General features: G+C 45.8%; 15 protein-coding genes. 13 read left to right on the top strand and 2 right to left on the bottom strand.

All coding sequences use genetic code 11. From position 1 onward, the window contains the following. Positions 1 to 238 precede the first annotated feature (238 nt). The 5 genes from BK120_RS09975 to thrC all read left to right on the top strand — a co-directional run bounded on the left by BK120_RS09975 (position 239) and on the right by thrC (position 8,504). Positions 239 to 895, top strand: a complete 657-nt coding sequence (locus BK120_RS09975) for a pentapeptide repeat-containing protein (protein WP_076267326.1) — start codon at positions 239 to 241, stop codon at positions 893 to 895. 194 nt (positions 896 to 1,089) lie between these two features. Beyond that, positions 1,090 to 1,416 carry a PadR family transcriptional regulator gene (locus BK120_RS09970; protein WP_076267325.1) on the top strand — a complete coding sequence of 109 codons (327 nt, stop codon included), beginning with the start codon at positions 1,090 to 1,092 and terminating at the stop codon, positions 1,414 to 1,416. After that, positions 1,409 to 1,945: a DUF2812 domain-containing protein gene (locus BK120_RS09965; protein ID WP_076267324.1), complete on the top strand. Its 537-nt coding sequence runs from the start codon at positions 1,409 to 1,411 to the stop codon at positions 1,943 to 1,945. Before BK120_RS09970 ends, BK120_RS09965 begins: the two co-directional genes overlap by 8 nt. A 270-nt stretch (positions 1,946 to 2,215) precedes the next feature. Continuing rightward, positions 2,216 to 6,889 carry an S-layer homology domain-containing protein gene (locus tag BK120_RS09960; RefSeq protein ID WP_076267323.1) on the top strand — a complete coding sequence of 1,558 codons (4,674 nt, stop codon included), beginning with the start codon at positions 2,216 to 2,218 and terminating at the stop codon, positions 6,887 to 6,889. 220 nt (positions 6,890 to 7,109) lie between these two features. Further along, complete coding sequence (thrC, locus tag BK120_RS09955) at positions 7,110 to 8,504, top strand: threonine synthase (protein WP_076267322.1); 1,395 nt, start codon at positions 7,110 to 7,112, stop codon at positions 8,502 to 8,504. An 81-nt stretch (positions 8,505 to 8,585) separates the two neighbouring features. Here thrC and BK120_RS09950 read toward each other — a convergent pair whose 3' ends face one another. Then, entirely contained in the window at positions 8,586 to 9,056 is a 471-nt protein-coding gene (locus BK120_RS09950) for a heme-degrading domain-containing protein (RefSeq protein ID WP_076267321.1), read from the bottom strand. Positions 9,057 to 9,070: 14 nt separating this feature from the next. Further along, the gene (locus BK120_RS09945) at positions 9,071 to 9,904 is read right to left on the bottom strand and encodes a sugar phosphate isomerase/epimerase family protein (RefSeq protein ID WP_076267320.1); all 834 of its coding nucleotides are present in this window, start codon (positions 9,902 to 9,904) and stop codon (positions 9,071 to 9,073) included. 220 nt (positions 9,905 to 10,124) lie between these two features. On the opposite strand from BK120_RS09945, the gene BK120_RS09940 reads away from it, so the two are divergent. The 8 genes from BK120_RS09940 (at position 10,125) to BK120_RS09905 (ending at position 17,237) form a co-directional block, all read left to right on the top strand. Beyond that, entirely contained in the window at positions 10,125 to 11,165 is a 1,041-nt protein-coding gene (locus BK120_RS09940) for a LacI family DNA-binding transcriptional regulator (protein ID WP_083681815.1), read from the top strand. A 124-nt stretch (positions 11,166 to 11,289) separates the two neighbouring features. Then, complete coding sequence (locus tag BK120_RS09935) at positions 11,290 to 12,720, top strand: ABC transporter substrate-binding protein (RefSeq protein WP_256710839.1); 1,431 nt, start codon at positions 11,290 to 11,292, stop codon at positions 12,718 to 12,720. A gap of 128 nt (positions 12,721 to 12,848) precedes the next feature. Continuing rightward, positions 12,849 to 13,739: a carbohydrate ABC transporter permease gene (locus tag BK120_RS09930; protein WP_256710838.1), complete on the top strand. Its 891-nt coding sequence runs from the start codon at positions 12,849 to 12,851 to the stop codon at positions 13,737 to 13,739. Positions 13,740 to 13,751: 12 nt separating this feature from the next. Then, positions 13,752 to 14,630 carry a carbohydrate ABC transporter permease gene (locus BK120_RS09925; RefSeq protein WP_076267319.1) on the top strand — a complete coding sequence of 293 codons (879 nt, stop codon included), beginning with the start codon at positions 13,752 to 13,754 and terminating at the stop codon, positions 14,628 to 14,630. 70 nt (positions 14,631 to 14,700) lie between these two features. Continuing rightward, a complete protein-coding gene (locus BK120_RS09920) occupies positions 14,701 to 15,180 on the top strand; it encodes a VOC family protein (protein WP_076267318.1) in 480 nt (159 codons plus the stop codon). Between the two features lie 57 nt (positions 15,181 to 15,237). After that, a complete protein-coding gene (locus BK120_RS09915) occupies positions 15,238 to 15,669 on the top strand; it encodes a VOC family protein (protein WP_076267317.1) in 432 nt (143 codons plus the stop codon). A gap of 2 nt (positions 15,670 to 15,671) precedes the next feature. Continuing rightward, the gene (locus tag BK120_RS09910) at positions 15,672 to 16,079 is read left to right on the top strand and encodes a VOC family protein (RefSeq protein ID WP_076267316.1); all 408 of its coding nucleotides are present in this window, start codon (positions 15,672 to 15,674) and stop codon (positions 16,077 to 16,079) included. Continuing rightward, positions 16,080 to 17,237 carry a Gfo/Idh/MocA family protein gene (locus BK120_RS09905; protein WP_076267315.1) on the top strand — a complete coding sequence of 386 codons (1,158 nt, stop codon included), beginning with the start codon at positions 16,080 to 16,082 and terminating at the stop codon, positions 17,235 to 17,237. It begins immediately after the preceding gene. Positions 17,238 to 17,247: the final 10 nt, after the last annotated feature.

Raw genomic sequence — 17,247 nt, 5'->3', positions numbered from 1 at the left:
GAAGTCCCCCTTTATGGCATACTTTATTTATTCACATTATAGATGGGGGAGCACAAGAAGTCATTAGCGATGCCAAACTATACAACTCATTACCCGTTTTTTCATAATGTTCAATCCGCATCCTTAAGATTTGTTGCTTAAAAAACGAATTCGTCCTATCAGGATTTGAAAGTGTATAATATAAAGAAGCTGAGGTTGTATAGATTTTATTTCATAATAAAGGCAGGTCCTCCTACTTATGTCCAGCAAAAAAGAGAAAATTGAAGCTCCTAAAATATCAAGCGAATTGCAATCTTTAGACGTTCCTGATTACGAATGGGCGGATGAGATCGAGATTAGCGACAGCATCATTCAAGACAGCGGTGTTCATAATCAATCGGCTTATAAGCCTTGTTTTGATCGCGTAGTGTTTAATAACGTATCGTTTCGGGCGACAAGCCTGCGAAAAGCGGAATTTACCGATGTTCGTTTTGACAACTGCGATTTATCAAATATCGATCTAAGCGAAGCGGTATTTCATAGGGTCACATTCCTTAATTGCAAGCTGCTTGGCATGGATTTGACTGGCTCAATGCTGCGCAACGTAAGGTTCGAGCAATGTGTTGCGGATTATGCCGTACTGCGCTTCGCCAATGCCAAAGGCGTTAAATTCGAGAAAAGCTCGTTAGCCAAAGCAGACATGTCCAATATGACATTAGTTAATTTCTATCTGCATGAAACAAATATCGATCAAGCGCAGCTTTCACAGACGAAGCTTGGCGGCGTCGATATTAGCAGCTGTGAATTTAACAGCTTAGGCGCTTCGCTAGAGGATTTGCGGCGCTGCATCATCTCGCCTGCACAGGCGATTACAATGGCGACAATTTTGGGGCTTGTTGTGAATGATGGAACATAATGGCGAGCAGCATATTAACGCCAAAATGGTAACAAAGAAGATCACTGCGTACGAGCAGTGGTCTTTTTTTTGCATGGAAATGATTTACTTATATATCGTGTCGTGATACAATCACATCATGATATATCGAGGTGCGATATAACATCGGGTGATATACACTTTCGGTAGTTCCACACAAAAGGAGCCGAGTCACAATGGAGAAATTACTTCGCAATTATTTGCCAATGTCGGAAACGGCTTTTTATATTTTGCTGTCGCTTATAGAGACTCGTCATGGTTACGGGATCATGCAGCATGTAGATGAATTGACGAACAACAGAATTCATTTAGGCGCCGGGACTTTGTACGGAAGCCTGGCGCGCATGGAAAAAGACCGATTAATTGAAGTTGTGCTTGAAGAGGATAGGCGTAAATTTTATCGCATCACGGATGACGGTAAAACCTTGCTCAAACTAGAGATGAACCGGATCGGAGAGCTGTATCATAATAGTTTAAAAGTGGAGGGGAAACTTCATGAATAACGAGAAACGGGTGACGAAATGGTGGGTAAGCTGGGATTCGGAAAAAATAGAGAGATGGCTTGAGCAAGAGGAAGCTAAAGGATGGCATCTGAGGAAAGTAAGCGGCAATGTCGTTCGTTTCCATTTCCAGAAGGGTGAGACTAGGAAGCTAAGATATTGCCTCGACTATCAGATGAACAAAGACCCAAACTATGTGCAGCTGTTTAAAGAAGCAGGCTGGGAGCTCGTATATTCCGGCGCAGGCTGGTATATTTGGCGAATGCCCTACAGTGAGGTGCGGCCTGAAATCTACTCCGATCTGGACTCTCTAATTGATCGCAACAAAAGAATTTTGTCACTGCTTTCAGTCGTATTATTCGCACAGTTTCCCATTATACTGATTAACATTTTTCCGTTACAAATGTTCAACCCATGGTCATTAATCATTTTAGGTTTGTATATGATCGTTGTTGGGTTGTTTGTTTATGGTATTATTCGTATCGTTTCCAATAATCGAAGGCTTATCAAGAGACGAGATTTGCATAAATAGGATAGAAGTAGAGGCTGCCCGCGGGCAGTCTTTTTTCTTTTTTTACATGTGTGCACACCGTTTTGAGCAGGTGAAAAAATCATACCTGAGTGAACATAACCGCTTCATTTCCGGGAGAATTAGGCGGTCTAATGGAAGTTCATTGCTGTCTAAATTGTTCAGTTGAAGAGACAGTACACCTAGGCTAACATTCATGGAGACGTTCTAAGCAGCATGATATGCAAACGCATACATAAAGAGCGGATACCCAAACTCAAAGGAGGAATTCAATTGTTGAAAAGAAAGAAATGGCTGTCTTTGGCGCTATGCTTCTCTCTATTAGCAAGTTTTCTAACCTCGCTTGCCCCTGTAAATGCAGCAAGTGAAGGGCTAGAGGAAGCTTTAGCTGTCACCGACGATTTTACAGAGCAGGAGCTGAAGGATAACGATTATATTTTATATTTCGTTAATGCAGGTGATTCAACCCCGAAGACGGTTGAAGGGAACGACAAGCTGGGCTTGTATAGCTCGGTTACGGAGCAGGTATATGGAATTGATCCCCTAACCTCTAAATCATGGGGCTTGGTGACGACAACGAGCGGCACAAACGTCTGGGATGCAACGACCAAATCCGGAACGTTAAGATATTATAACGGTACGCAGGTTAGAGAGAAGGCGCTGGCTTATGATTTTGAGCTGCCAACAGGCGAATATGACGTGACCTTTGGCTTCAATAATCCGTGGAGCGGAAGAAGCGTGAACTTGCTGCTGGAAGGGAATAACGTTTCTGGCGGTGATTTTGCAATTGGCGGTGAAGGGGCTGAGAAATCGGTTACTTATCGCAAAATCGGCGTTACCGATGGGATGTTAAACGTAAGGATACAAGGGCCGGCAACAGCTGCGCTCTCAAACTATAACGATCCACTCGTTAATTATCTCATCATTAGACAGAACAGAACGGTTCCGCTCTCTGATTTAGAAGACAAGATTGCAGCAGCAAGAGCTGAAGCAGCAAACACGAAATATACGCCATACAGTCTCGCAGTACTGAACGAGGTCATTCAAGAGAGTGATTCCGTTCTGCAATCCCTAGTGGGCAGCGGTGCGGATATTACGGATCTCGCAATTCAAGAGCAGATTATTTCGGCTATCGCAGCATTATCAAAGGCGATATCAGAGCTGGCGGTTAAAGAGATATACAATTCTTTTAAGCCCGGTGCGGTTTGGAGAGATACGAACGGGGCGCTCATTCAAGCGCACGGCGCTGGCATGATGTTTGATGAGAATACACAAACCTATTACTGGTACGGTGAGGATAAAACCTACGGTTATTTGCCTGCCAGAGGGGTAAGGGTTTACGCGTCCAAGGATTTGTACAACTGGGAGGATCATGGACTCGCCCTGACAGCGATCGGTTCGATAGATGACTTTGAGAATGATCCGCTTATTTCAGAGCTATATGCTGGCCGGACAGATCAAGCCGATATTTTGAACGACATCGGTACGGATCGCATCATTGAACGTCCTAAAGTCATTTATAACGATCATACAAAAAAATATGTGATGTGGATGCACACGGATGGCCCAAGTGAGACATCGACAGCCAACTATGCGAAAGCAGAAGCCGGCTATGCGCTTAGCGACTCTCCGCTCGGACCTTTTGTCTATCAGGAGAGCCATCGCATGGACCAAGCGCCTAAGGGAGCAACTGATAACGGCCAGCCAAACCAGCCAGGCATGGCTCGGGATATGACGTTATTCAAGGATGACGACGGCACCGGTTATTTGATTTATTCGAGTGAAGAAAATTTAACGATGTACATCTCCAAGCTCAATGATTCGTATACAGATGTTGTTGGTTGGCATAAAGACGGCAACGAAGAGCGAGATACGGAGTACAAGGGAGTGCATGGCGAGGACTATGTGCGCGTATTCCCGCTAGCTCAGCGCGAGGCACCGGCACTATTTAAGTACCAAGGGAAATATTACATGATTTCATCCGGTGCGACGGGCTGGGCTCCGAACGTGGGCAAATATACGGTTGCCGACAGCATGATGGGACCGTGGAAAACGATGCGCGATGTTGCGCCTGGAAGCTCAACGACCTTTGGCTCGCAGAGCACTCAAGTGATTACTGTAGACGCAGCAGCTGGGAAATTCATCTATATGGGTGACCGCTGGAATCAAAACGATCTTGCGAATTCCCGCTATATTTGGCTGCCGATTGAATTTGGTCAAAATGATGAAATTGCCCTTCAATGGCATGATGAGTGGTCGCTTGAATTGCTTGACAGCATGGGGAAGGTGACATTGAATACTCCGCTTCCTGCAAGTACAACAATTGGCAAAGCGCCAGCACTTCCGACGACTGTACAAGTGACCTTATCAGATGGAACGGTAAAGGATACACCGATGAGCTGGAGCATAAATGAAGCGTCATTCAAAATTCCGGGGACGGTGCGCGTCAGCGGCAAGCTGACAGAGCTCTCCAATAAGGTCATCGAACATCAGATGTATGTCATTCCAGAGGGCAGCACTTATTTTGTTCATGCAGGCGGTGCGGAAACGTCAGATTATAAAGATATTACTCAATTGATTGGCGAAGATCATTTGCTAAACGGAAACGTTATCGATCAGAAATACGATCCGGCGAACAATCAAACTTGGGGTTATATCGGAGACAATACGCTGACATCCGGTACGAACAGCGGCAATATTTTTGATGGATTGCGTTATTTGAAAAGCAATGCCGGCAATGATCTCTCGTACCGCTTCGACATCGATAATGGAAGCTACGATGTTTATGTAGGCTTGTACGACCCGTGGTCCCAGTATTCGAACGGCAAACGGATAGCTGATATTTTGCTGAACGGAGAAGTAAAAACAAGCGGGTATGTTTTCTCCGCAGCAAAAGATGTGCTTAGCTATGGCAATGTAGCCGTTGATAACGGAAAGCTGGAGCTGACGGTGCATCGAGCGGCGAACGCAGGTGCAACAAGCTCTGATCCGCAAATTAGCTGGATTATGATAACGGATAGCAAAGGCGATGTTGTTGAGACTCCTGCAGAGCTAATTGTCCATTATGACATGAGCAAGCTGGAAGGTACTTCGGTCATTGACCAGACTGGCAAATACAATGGCAAATGGGTTAATCCTGCAAATGCGGAGTGGATTAAGACAGATGCAGCAGGAGCCATCAGCTTTGCTGGCGGAAATACAAGCTCTTATATTGAAATGCCGCAGGGTATTTTGGATGGGCTGACGGATGTCACGGTATCTGCCCTTGTCAATTGGAAAGGCAAGAACAGTGCAGAATGGCTGTTTGCGCTTGGACAAGGCGATACGAATTATTTGTATATGACGCCAAAATATAATGCAGACAGCACGGCGCGATTCGGTATCGCAACGAATGGCTGGCGCAATGAAGTGGCGACAAAAGCGCCGCTGCTCCAATCAGCTGATTGGAAGCTCGTTACGGCAGTAATGTCAGGTACAGACAACAAGCTGTCGCTGTATGTAGACGGCCAGCTAGTCTCGACTGGTAATGCTGGCGGCTTTACTCTCGATCAAATTAACAATAAAAACGGCATCAGCGGTTTTATTGGGAAATCCTTTTATGCGGGAGACGCTTATTTTGGCGGTATGATCGCAGACTTCCAAATCTATAATGGCGCACTTCTTGCCTCTGAAGTGAGCGAGCTTAATGTGGCGGCAAATGAGAAGCTGGCAAGCATGGAGGTGCTGCTGCTACAACATGCGGCCGATCAATTAGACGACCTGAGCTTCCTTGGGGAGAATAGCAGCAAGGATGCAGTGCTGACGGATCTCGAGCTGCCAACGACTGGATTGCATGGAGCAACCATTACATGGCAATCAGATCATGAGTCAATCATTAGTAATAGCGGTACTGTTGCACGGCCTGTTTTTGAAAATGGAGATCAGATTGTAACACTGACCGCTGTTCTATCCGATGGAAAATCGACTGTAACAAGAACGTTCACGTTCACTGTGTTAAAGCAGCCGGATACGGCTGTTCATGTAACAGGAATTACGGTGAACATGGATGCGGTTACGTTGAAGGAAGAAGAGCAGCTGCAATTGACTGCAGAAGTTGCACCGCTGAATGCGGATAATAAAGCCGTGTTATGGTCTAGCGATGCAGCAGCCATTGCATCAGTCGATACAAACGGCATTGTTACAGCTCTAAAAGAAGGAACAGCTACCCTTACGGTTGTGACGGTAGACGGCGGATTTACAGCTAAGGTTGTCGTAACGGTGGAGAAAAAGAAGGACACTGGCGTAGAACCTAGCCCAACTCCAGATCCAACACCGAGCCCTAGCCCGGACCCTACACCAAGTCCGAGTCCAGATCCAACGCCTAGTTCGACGCCAAACCCTGGAACGAACCCAACACCAAGTCCGGACCCAGAGCCGCATTTCAAGGATACAGCAGGGCACTGGGCAGCAGCATCGATTAACAAGCTGGCGGGCCAAAACATTTTGGGCGGTTTTCCAGATGGCAGCTTTAAGCCTAATCAGGAAATGAGCAGAGCGGAATTTTCAGCTGTTATTTACAGATTGTTAGGCCTCAAAGCAGAAAACAGCGAACCTGGCTTCGGAGATATTACGCCGACGGCTTGGTATAGTAAATATGTGAATGGCTTGTATGCCAATGGAATTATAACTGGTTTTGATGATGGCAGCTTCAAGCCGAATCAGGAAATGACGAGAGAGGAAGCATTCGTTATTTTGTATAGAGCGGTTAAAGACCAAATAATCGTTGCCTCAGGAGCAGCCAAACCATCCTTTGCGGATGAGCCAGGCGTGTCCAGCTGGGCTAAAGAAGCTATAGCAGCATTATCAGAAGCGGGCATTATTAAAGGTTATGAGGATGGTTCCATCCGGCCAAAGGAAAAGATTACACGCGCCGAGATTGCATCGATTGTAGCAAACTTCGTCAAATAGCTGGTTTAACGCGAGACATCCCTAAATAAGGGATGTCTTTCGTTTATTTAAATACAAGACAGTATATTTTTTTTCTAAAGAACGCCGAATGCGTTTTAGCTTGTTAGATGATAAAAATGATATACTGTTGTGAAAACAATCGATTATTATGGAAAACGATGATATGATTTAGATAACGAAATTTGACGATAATTGTGCGCATGTAGGAGGCTATTTACAGATGGAGTACATTAGTACAAGAGGAAATGTTGGCAAAATAGGGTTTATCGATGCGTTTATGATGGGCTTAGGCAACGATGGAGGACTGCTTGTTCCGAGCGAAATTCCAGTTATTTCAGCTGAAACATTGAAGGAATGGCAGAATCTTAGCTATCAAGAGCTTGTACTTGCTATATTCTCGCATTTTACGAATGATGAGATTCCAGCACAGGATTTGAAAGACATGGTGTACGCGAGCTATGCTACTTTCCGTGACCCGGAAGTAACGCCTGTCCGCAAGCTGAAGGATGATCTTTATTTGCTGGAGCTGTTCCACGGTCCTACCTTTGCTTTTAAAGATATCGCGCTTCAGTTTATGGGCCAGCTTTACACGTATGTTGCAGCGAAGCAAAATAAAAAAATTCATATACTCGGTGCTACTTCCGGCGATACAGGAGCTTCAGCAATCGAGGGCGTTAAAGGCAAAGACGGCATTAAGATTTGTATTCTACATCCACATGGCAAAGTAAGTAAAGTACAAGAGCTGCAAATGACGACGGTTCAGGACGACAATGTACTGAATCTATCTGTAGATGGCAACTTCGACGATTGCCAGCGCATGATTAAGGATTTGTTCGCTGACCTTGATTTTAAAGCTAACAATCAGCTTGCGGCGATCAACTCCATCAACTTTGTTCGAATCTTGGCGCAGACGGTTTACTATTTCTATGCCTACTTCCAAGTGGCGAAGCAGACGGATGCGAAGCAGGTTAACTTTAGCGTACCGACAGGCAACTTCGGTGATATTTTTGCAGGTTACCTAGCGAAGCGTATGGGACTTCCTGTAGGCAAGCTTATTCTAGCTACGAATGAGAACAATATTTTGGAGCGCTTTATTCTTGAGGGCGTGTACAAGCCGGGAGACTTCCGCAGCACGTACAGCCCATCGATGGACATTCAAGTAGCCAGCAACTTTGAGCGTTACTTGTATTATGTGCTTGGGGAGGATGCTGCTCAAATTCGCAGTCTGATGGATCAGTTCAAAGCCGAAGGACAAATCGTCATTGCCGGCGATGCGCTGAGCAGAGTGCAAGCCGAGTTTGGCGCGCATGGCGTACAAGGTCAAGAGTGCCTGAACACGATTAAGAAATATGAAGCGGAAAACGGCTACCTGCTTGATCCGCATTCAGCTTGCGGCGTCGCTGCGGCTGACAAATACAGCAATGAACAAGGAATCACAATCTCGCTTGCGACGGCTCATCCAGCTAAGTTCAACGAAGCCATCGAGCTTTGCGGCATCGAGCAGCAATTCCCTGAGCAAATCGCTTCGCTGTTCAGCAAAGAACAGCGTCAGACTCGCGTAGACGGATCGCTTGCAGCGGTCGTTAGCCAATTAGAAGCATTTTATAACGCATAATCATTCATGCTTGGATACGAAAAGGCAGCAGCTAGAGGAGAAATCCTTTCGCTGCTGCCTTTTTTCTATTGGAGCCTATATTTAGGCTCGTTTAAGTATACTTCGGAGCACAGAAGTGATCAGCTTATGATCTTGATCATCCGGCAATCCGGATACAGCAATGGTTCCGATTACCCCGAAGCCTCTAGCGTAGATGGGATACGCTCCGTTATAAGGAGCGTAGAGCGAAGGGGATAACGAATAACGCTCGGCAAGTGTTGTACCGGCAGCGCGCAGCTCGATTTCCATATGATAGGAGCTGACTCCAAAACGATTGACGACGCGTGCTTTTCGCATGACCCAGTCATCATTGTCTGCCGAGGTGCCGGGAAAAGCATAGTGAAACAGCTGTTGTTCGCCTTTTCGGATATCAATCGTTACCGACTTGTTCTCCGATTTGGCCTGCTCAATGAGCCCAAGTCCGATTTGCAGCGCGGTTTCGTTCGTGAAGGAGTCGAATTGCAGCTCCTCTTCCTCCCGCTTTAATTCCTCTAGGAGTTGTTCATGATTCATTATGCCGATCTCCTTTACAGCGATATATTAAGCTCTGAAGCCGTCTTTGCTATGTACTCCCGAGCTTGCTGATACTGCTCATTGGTGGATAGATGCTCGATAATGAGCGTCGTATCCGGGTGCAGCTTGTTCAGCTCGGTAAGAAATGTACGGTAATCAAGCAAGCCTTGGCCAGGGATGACCTCATCCATATGAACGGTCAATTGACCGCGCAGCAAAATATCTTTCGCATGGCAATTCCGAATATATGGCCCAAGCTTTGCAAAGAAATCACGGATCATCTCGCCATTTTGGTAATAGGCCCGAGGGCTGCTAATGATATTGACGGGATCGAAGTGTACGCCAAAACCTTTGCGATCGATCGCTTTGATCAAGGCAAGATAGGAGTCAGCTGAATCTGGGAACACCCACGGCATCATTTCCAAGGCAAATACGGTTCTCTCTGGTTTAACCGCATCGATAATTTCACGCGTCGTCTCTACAATGAGCTCAAAGGTTTCATCGCTGAAATTTTCTGGATCGGGTCCGTCCCATTGTTCGCCGCGTGAGCCGGCAATGTTTACGCAGCACTGCGCAGCCATTCGTTCTGCAAGTTCCAGACGCTGCGTGCAGTATGCAATTGCTTTGCGTCTTGTTTCCTCATTTCGGCTAATAGGGTTGCTCCATGCGCCGACCTCGGAAATTAGAATATCATGTTTTGCTGCTGCGGCTAAGTAATCATCCAGCTCGCTAATATCTTCATTGCCGTCTATGGGGCAGGTTGTTGCGCGGAAGCCCGCTTGTATAAGTGCATTTGACCAACTTTCAGGATTTTTATTTTCTAGAAAAACCTGACCTCCAAGCCTCATCGAAACCCCGTCCTTTGTTCGAATATTTTCTCGCTAGCAGGAATAACTTATGTTGAGCAAAGTATAACATAAACACGTGTTTATACAAGATCAATCTTTTTGATGAGGATGAGCACATTGAAAAAATAAAATTTTGTTGCTGCAAAGGGATTGACAGCCAATTTATGAAATGTATATGATAATGGCATAAACACGCGTTCACGAAAGAGGCTAGCAACAATTGAAAAAGGCAGACATAAATAGTGTAGAGGTCGCCCGCTTGGCTGGCGTATCTCGCAGCACGGTCAGCAGAGTTATTAATAACTACTCCAACGTTCCAACACAGACGCGTGAGAAAGTTATGAAGGTGATCCAGCAGTATAATTATTTTCCTAATGTATCGGCTCAAGTGCTAGCTGGGAAACGAGCACGAACAATTGGCTTGTTTCTGATAGCTCCCGGCCATGTATCTAGTGATATTCTCACGAACATGCTGATCGTAAGTGTAATTGAGGATGCCTCAGCTTATGGATATTATGTTCTTACACATATCATCCGAGATACAAACGATACCGAGACAATGAAGAACGTAAAGGAGATTTTTTTCCAGCGCCGGATTGACGGAGGTATCTTTATTGGTGCCGCTACTCATGAGCCTATTATAGAGGAGCTTATTGAGGAGGGTTTCATCGTCGGCGTTGTGGATCAGGAGCAGCCAGAGCATCCACAGTCCAACCGAATCGTTTCAAATTTCAACAATGATTCCGGCATGAAGCAGGCGGTCGCCTATCTAGTTGGACTTGGCCATACGAAAATAGGTGTCATTAACGGGGATATGAAGCGGCTATCTGGCCCTGCGAAATACGAAGGCTTCGTGAAGGCGATGCAATTATGCGGCTTGCAGGTCAATCTGGATTGGGTAATACAGGGCAGTTTTCATGAAGAAAGCGGATATGAAGCGATTCATACTTTTCTCAATACGAAGAGCGAGCTGCCTACAGCAATTATTGCTGCTAATGATAGTGTAGCATTCGGGGCGATTAGAGCTTTAAAGAAACAGGGATTGCAAGTGCCTGCAGATATGTCGATGATCGGCTTTGATGATCATGCGCTTAGCGAGAAACATCATCCGGCATTAACGACAATCCGGATTGATTTTAGCGGTATGCTGGGGCAATTGACCTCTATGCTCATCGACAGAATTGAGCAGCAGGAAGCATCAGTCAAACAAATTACACTGGATTGCAGTTTAGTCGTTCGGGATTCATGCCGCAGGGTGTAAATTTTTTTATCAAATAATAAACGCGTGTTCAATGTTTATTTGAGCAACTTCGAGGAAGACATTTTTTTAAACCGCAATAAACACGCGTTCACATTGGAAGGGGTGATTAAGGTGTAATCGAAACATGGCTTCCTACTTGACGATGGATACGAAGCAGACTGAACTGACTATTACTTTTATCAAGGGGGTATTTACGGTGAAAAAAGGAATGACGGTATTAGTTAGTAGTATAATTTCCACGATGTTAATAATTACGGCCTGCTCAGGCGGGTCAGGCTCCGCGCCAAAGCCGAGCAATGATGCAGGAACAAACGGGAATGAAGGGGCTGCCGCAGCTGGAGGAGACATTAATTATTGGTATCCTTGGGGCGGCGACTCGGAGAAATGGGACAAATGGCGAATGGAAGAGTTCGAGAAGAAAAACCCAACCTATAAGATTAATGCCACCTATGTTCCACCGGATGGCGGCCTTTCAAATGGCAAGCTGGTATCCGTCATATCTGGAAAAAATCCGCCGGACGTCGTTATTAGTTCCGATTATGCAAGCGCTTACTCACTCGCAGCGCAAGGCGCCCTTGAGCCAATGGATGAGTATCTCTCCGCTATGGGCTTCAACGAATCGGACGTTCTGCCCTCATTCTTGCCGTTAATGAAGCGGGATGACAAAACGTATCTATATCCGCAGGATTCCAATGTTAACTTGCTCTATTACAATGTGGCGATGTTCAGAGAAGCCGGACTTGATCCAGATAACCCGCCGAGAACAATCGAAGAGCTTGATGCTGCGGCTGAGAAGTTGACGGTGTTAAACGGCAAAAACGTTGAACGCCTAGGTTTTATCCCATGGATCGACGCCGGTGATGACGCGTTTCTGTGGGGCTGGGTTTTCGGAGCGAATTTCATTGATGATAAAACAGGCGATGTTAAGCTCAATGATGATCACTTGAGCGATATGTACAACTGGATGAATAAGTATGCGCAGAAATACAATCCAGAGAAAATCAAATCATTTACGTCGGGCTTTGGCGGAGCGTTTTCCCCGGATCACCCATTCTTCACGGGTAAAGTGGCGATGACTGTCAACGGCAACTGGTTCGCGAATGCGCTCAGCATTTATGCGCCAGACCAAGAGTATCGCGTAGCGGCAATACCATTTCCGGCAAATGGCCGCGAGAAAGCAACAACGTTCGGAACGAATGTATTCATGATTCCAAAGGGCGCGAAAAACCCTGAGAATGCGATGAAATTCATTTTGTTTGGAGGTCAGCCTGAAATTCTTGCTGACAATATTAACACTTGGCGTTCCATCTCCATTTACAATGCGCCAAGCGATGCGATTAAGTGGGATAAGGAAAATGATGCAGTCTACAAAGTCGTTCGCGAAGTCGCAGCGTCACCAAATTCCGGACATCCGGCATTAACGCCAGTTGCCAAAGAAATGTCCAATGAGCTGAAGCTGCTGCGTGATAATGTCATTTATAACAATAAAGATCCGAAGCCGCTGCTTGAAGAAGTAGAGAAGAAGCTGCAAAAGGAAGTAGACAAAAAGAAATAATGAAATAGAAATAGTGAAATACAGAAGACCCGCTCTCGGATGAAGTTGCACATGCACCGCTTCCGGGAGCAGGAGCTTCTAAGGCAATAACATGTAGGAAGTAAATACTTGCAAGGTGGTGAATAAACTTGAGAACTACTGCTACAGACCTTAAGGGAAAACCGATTGTACCTGCCAAGCACAAATCCAAAAAAGGAATGGAGCGTTTGGAGCTTGCTGCCGTTTACCTTGTTTTGGGCTTGATCACGATTGCATTTGTTCTGCCTTTTCTATGGCTGCTGTCCGGTTCACTCAAGAGCAGCACGGAATTGTTTGCAAATCCGCCGATTTGGATTCCTAGCAAGCCGCAATGGTCCAACTTTTCAACAGCCTTTGGCGAGTTTCCGTTTTTACTGTATTTACGAAATACGCTCACCATTGCCGGCTTTGGCATCGTCGGAGCAGTTATATCGAATACGTTGATTGCCTACGGCTTCTCCCGCGTGGAATGGAAGGGGAGAGACGGTGTATTCGTTTTAGTCCTCGCGACAATGATGCTGCCGTTTCAAGTGACGATGATTCCACTATTTCTTATGTTTCAAAAGCTCGGTTGGATCGGAACGTTCCTCCCGCTTATTGTTCCTGTATTTTTTGGAAACCCGTTTTTTATCTTCTTATTGCGTCAATTTCTAATGGGCATTCCGAAGGAGCTTTCGCAATCCGCTAAGGTCGATGGGGCAAGCGAATTTCGGATTTATTGGCAAATGATTCTTCCGTTATCGCTGCCTGTAATTACAACAGTCATGATCTTCTCCTTCACACACGCTTGGGGTGATTTCATTGGCCCTCTCGTATTTTTGAGTGATAACAAGCTTTATACGCTTTCACTTGGTATCCAGCAGATCATGTCCGTTAATGATCCGCGTTGGCCGCTTCTAATGGCAATTGGTATCAGCATGACGGTGCCGGTGCTCGTTATCTTCTTTGTTCTCCAGAAGTATTTCATTCAAGGGATCGCCTTCTCGGGGATCAAAGGTTAGGAGTGTATGAAGATGAATATGATGAGAAAAGATTTGGTCAACGGTTTGCTCTTTATTTCACCGTGGATTGTTGGATTCTTGTTTTTCACTGCTTACCCGTTAATCAGTTCGTTCTATTATTCATTAACCGACTACGATATCATCAATCCGCCTGTCTTTGTTGGTCTGGAGAATTATAAGACGCTTTTTACCGGCGATGATATGTTTTATACCGTGCTTAAGAATACGTTGTATATGGTGTTTATAGGTCTTACTGTCATAACGGCATGTACCGTATTTATATCGATTCTACTTAATAATAAGAAGGTTAAAGGCATGGCCTTTTTCCGGGTGATCTTTTTTCTGCCGACGCTCGTACCATTTGTTATCCTGTCGATTCTGTGGGTGTGGGTGCTGCAGCCGGATTCTGGTGTGGTAAATACAGTACTTGGCTGGATTGGCATTGATGGCCCCGGGTGGTTTGCCAGTCCAAGCTGGTCGAAGCCTGCTTTTATCCTTATGGGGCTATGGGGTGCTGGCGGATCGATCATTATTTATCTTGCCGGACTACAAGGTATTCCAGAATCGCTTTATGAAGCGGCATCAATTGATGGCGCCAATTCGATGCAAAAGATGTTTTCTATTACATTGCCTATGCTCAGGCCGGTCATTCTCTTTAATGTCATTACCGGCATTATCGGCACCTTTCAATCGTTTGCAGAATCTTTCATTATTACGCAGGGCGGGCCGAATGGATCAACGATGTTCTATTCTCTATACCTTTATCAGAATGCCTTCCAGTATGCGAAGATGGGGTACGCTTCGGCTATGGCATGGGTGCTGCTTGTTATAGCTCTAGTCTTTACGCTGGTTCTATTCAAGGTTAGCAACCGCTGGGGGAGCAACGACTAATAGTTTATTAGAGTGAGTTGCTAAATGACGACGATTAAATAACTAATTTATCGGAAAAGGATGTGCGCATGTGAATCATATTCAGAATTCCAGCTTAACCAAAATAGGGCTCGTTGTAGATAACATTGAAGAGGCAGTCAACCATTATTGCCGTTTATTCAACCTGCCGCTGCCAGAAATTCAAGTGCCGAAGCTAGAGGAGCCAAGCACAGAGCATACGGATGACAATTATACGTGGTACCGCGGCGAATATCGTGACACGCGGACAAAATTTGCGAATTTGCAGCTGGGTCCGGTAACCGTAGAGCTGCTAGAGCCGCTGGATGAGCCTAGCCCTTGGAATGAATATAAGCAAAAGCATGGGCAAGGCGTTCACTTTATTGCTTTTACGATCAATGGCTTTGAACAGCATATCGATTTCATGCAGCAGCAGGGTGCACCGCTTACTCACAAAGGAGAGTATGGCTCCGGACGTTATTCCTATTTTGACTCGGAGAACATGCTGGGCGTAACTTTGGGGCTTCAGGAGCTTGGTCCAAAACAAAATTAAGCGAAGCACATCGCACAAGCGGAGTCTCAAGAAAATTAGATTTTGAGGAGGATTCATATGATAAAAGGTATTGCTCACAACGCGATTCGTGTCACAGACATGGAAAAGTCTTTGCACTTTTACTGCGACATTGCTGGATTGACCAAAGCGTTTGAAATTCATGATGACGATAATAAGCCATGGATCGTTTATTTGAAGGTGTCAGGCGGACAGTTTTTGGAATTGTTTTATGACGGGGTAAAGGTGCCGGAAAACCGCTATGCGCCGGACTTAATTGGATATCACCACTTCTGCTTCGAAACCGATAATATCGCGGAGCTTGCGAAGCGCTTCTATGAGCATGGACTGATGAATGATGACAAGCCTGGACACGGCAAGGATTTAAATCATAACTGCTGGATACATGATCCCGACGGAAATGCGGTTGAGTTTGTGCAGATTCATCCCGATTCCCCGCATGCCAAAAGCAGTGCAAAAAAGGAGGCATAACGATGTTAAAAGGTAACGCGCATATCGCATTTGTTGTATCGGATATGGACAAATCGCTTCATTTCTATAGTGAGGTACTTGGCTTCGAGCAAGCTTTCAAGCTGGATGACGATGAAGGCAAGCCATGGATTAATTATTTGAAGGTGGCCGATGGCCAATTTATTGAACTGTTTTATGGCGGTACCCGTGAATATATCAGCAATCCAAAAAATGCGGGCTCGACACATATTTGCTTCGAGGTCGATGATATTTATGAAATCGCTGACCATTTGAAGAAACATGGCATTGAGCTGGACAGTGAGCCCAAACAAGGCAAAGACCTCAATCTACAATGCTGGGCGAAGGACCCTGACGGCTTCCCTATCGAATTTATGCAGCTTGATCCGCGCTCGCCGCAAAGTAGAAGCTAAATGATGAAGAAAACAGCTAGAATTGGCATGATTGGTTATAAGTTTATGGGGAAAGCGCATAGCCACGCCTATCGCGATCTGCCTTTCTACTTCGATTCGCCGGTAGAGCCTGTGCTGCAGGCAATCGCAGGGCGGAATGAAGCGGAAGTCAGCGCGGCGGCCCATAAGATGGGGTGGCTCTCCTGGGAGACAGATTGGAGAAAGCTTATTGAACGACAGGATATTGATGTCATTGACATCGGAGCCCCCAATCATCTTCATGCTGAGATCGCAATCGCTGCGGCAGAAGCGGGCAAGCACGTCATTTGCGAGAAGCCGCTCGCGGTCAATGCAAGCCAAGCAGCGGAGATGCTGCAGGCGGTAAAAAAAGCAGGCGTTATGCATATGATTTGCCATAATTATCGTTTTGCGCCTGCGATACAGCTAGCTAAGAAGCTGATCGATGAGGGCAGGTTAGGTAAAATCTATCATTTTCGAGGCGAGTATTTACAGGATTGGCTGGCAGATCCGAATATTCCGATAGGGTGGCGTCTCCGCAAGGAGCAAAGCGGTTCAGGAGCGCACGGTGACCTGATGTCGCATGTAGTTGACCTCTCGAGATTCCTAATCGGAGAAATTTCCGAAGTAACAGGCTTGCTTCATACGTTTGTGAAAGAGCGGCCTCTGGAGGGCAAGATGGGGGAAAGAGGCTGTGTTGATGTTGATGATGCCTCCTCTTTCCTAGCTAAATTTGCAAATGGCGCGATCGGTGTCTTCGAAGCGAGCAGATTTGCCAAGGGCAACCGCAATGGACATCGATTTGAAATAAACGGGTCAAAAGGGTCTATACGATGGGATATGGAGCATATGAATCTTCTTCAATTGTATTTGGAGGACGATCCAGAAGGCATTCAGGGCTTTCGCACAATTCAGTGTACAGAGCAGGTACACCCTTTCGCCGGAAGCTATTGGCCGGCTGGTCATATTATCGGCTACGAGCATACCTTTATTAATATGATGGCGACGTTCATGGAAGGGCTGCACAGCGGCATTAATCCTGCTCCGAATTTCGAGGACGGCTATAGAAATCAGCTCGTTATTGAAGCCGTTGAGCGTTCTGCCGAGTCGAGACAGTGGATGGATGTACCTGCAATTAGCGATTCTTTGTTGTTTTCATAGCCTCATATAA

Origin of the sequence: Paenibacillus sp. FSL A5-0031 (assembly GCF_001956295.1) — a bacterium.
Taxonomy (GTDB): domain Bacteria; phylum Bacillota; class Bacilli; order Paenibacillales; family Paenibacillaceae; genus Pristimantibacillus.
The sequence above is the reverse complement of the archived record's forward strand: the minus strand, read 5'-3'. Positions and strand labels throughout refer to the sequence as shown.

Bases quoted from the DNA above. Each gene is read 5' to 3' on its own strand.
- BK120_RS09935 (WP_256710839.1), top strand. From the start codon at position 11,290: ATGGCTTCCTACTTGACGATGGATACGAAGCAGACTGAACTGACTATT.
- thrC (WP_076267322.1), top strand. From the start codon at position 7,110: ATGGAGTACATTAGTACAAGAGGAAATGTTGGCAAAATAGGGTTTATC.
- BK120_RS09925 (WP_076267319.1), top strand. From the start codon at position 13,752: ATGAATATGATGAGAAAAGATTTGGTCAACGGTTTGCTCTTTATTTCA.
- BK120_RS09905 (WP_076267315.1), top strand. From the start codon at position 16,080: ATGATGAAGAAAACAGCTAGAATTGGCATGATTGGTTATAAGTTTATG.
- BK120_RS09945 (WP_076267320.1), bottom strand. From the start codon at position 9,904: ATGAGGCTTGGAGGTCAGGTTTTTCTAGAAAATAAAAATCCTGAAAGT.
- BK120_RS09950 (WP_076267321.1), bottom strand. From the start codon at position 9,056: ATGAATCATGAACAACTCCTAGAGGAATTAAAGCGGGAGGAAGAGGAG.
- BK120_RS09910 (WP_076267316.1), top strand. From the start codon at position 15,672: ATGTTAAAAGGTAACGCGCATATCGCATTTGTTGTATCGGATATGGAC.
- BK120_RS09975 (WP_076267326.1), top strand. From the start codon at position 239: ATGTCCAGCAAAAAAGAGAAAATTGAAGCTCCTAAAATATCAAGCGAA.
- BK120_RS09915 (WP_076267317.1), top strand. From the start codon at position 15,238: ATGATAAAAGGTATTGCTCACAACGCGATTCGTGTCACAGACATGGAA.
- BK120_RS09970 (WP_076267325.1), top strand. From the start codon at position 1,090: ATGGAGAAATTACTTCGCAATTATTTGCCAATGTCGGAAACGGCTTTT.
- BK120_RS09965 (WP_076267324.1), top strand. From the start codon at position 1,409: ATGAATAACGAGAAACGGGTGACGAAATGGTGGGTAAGCTGGGATTCG.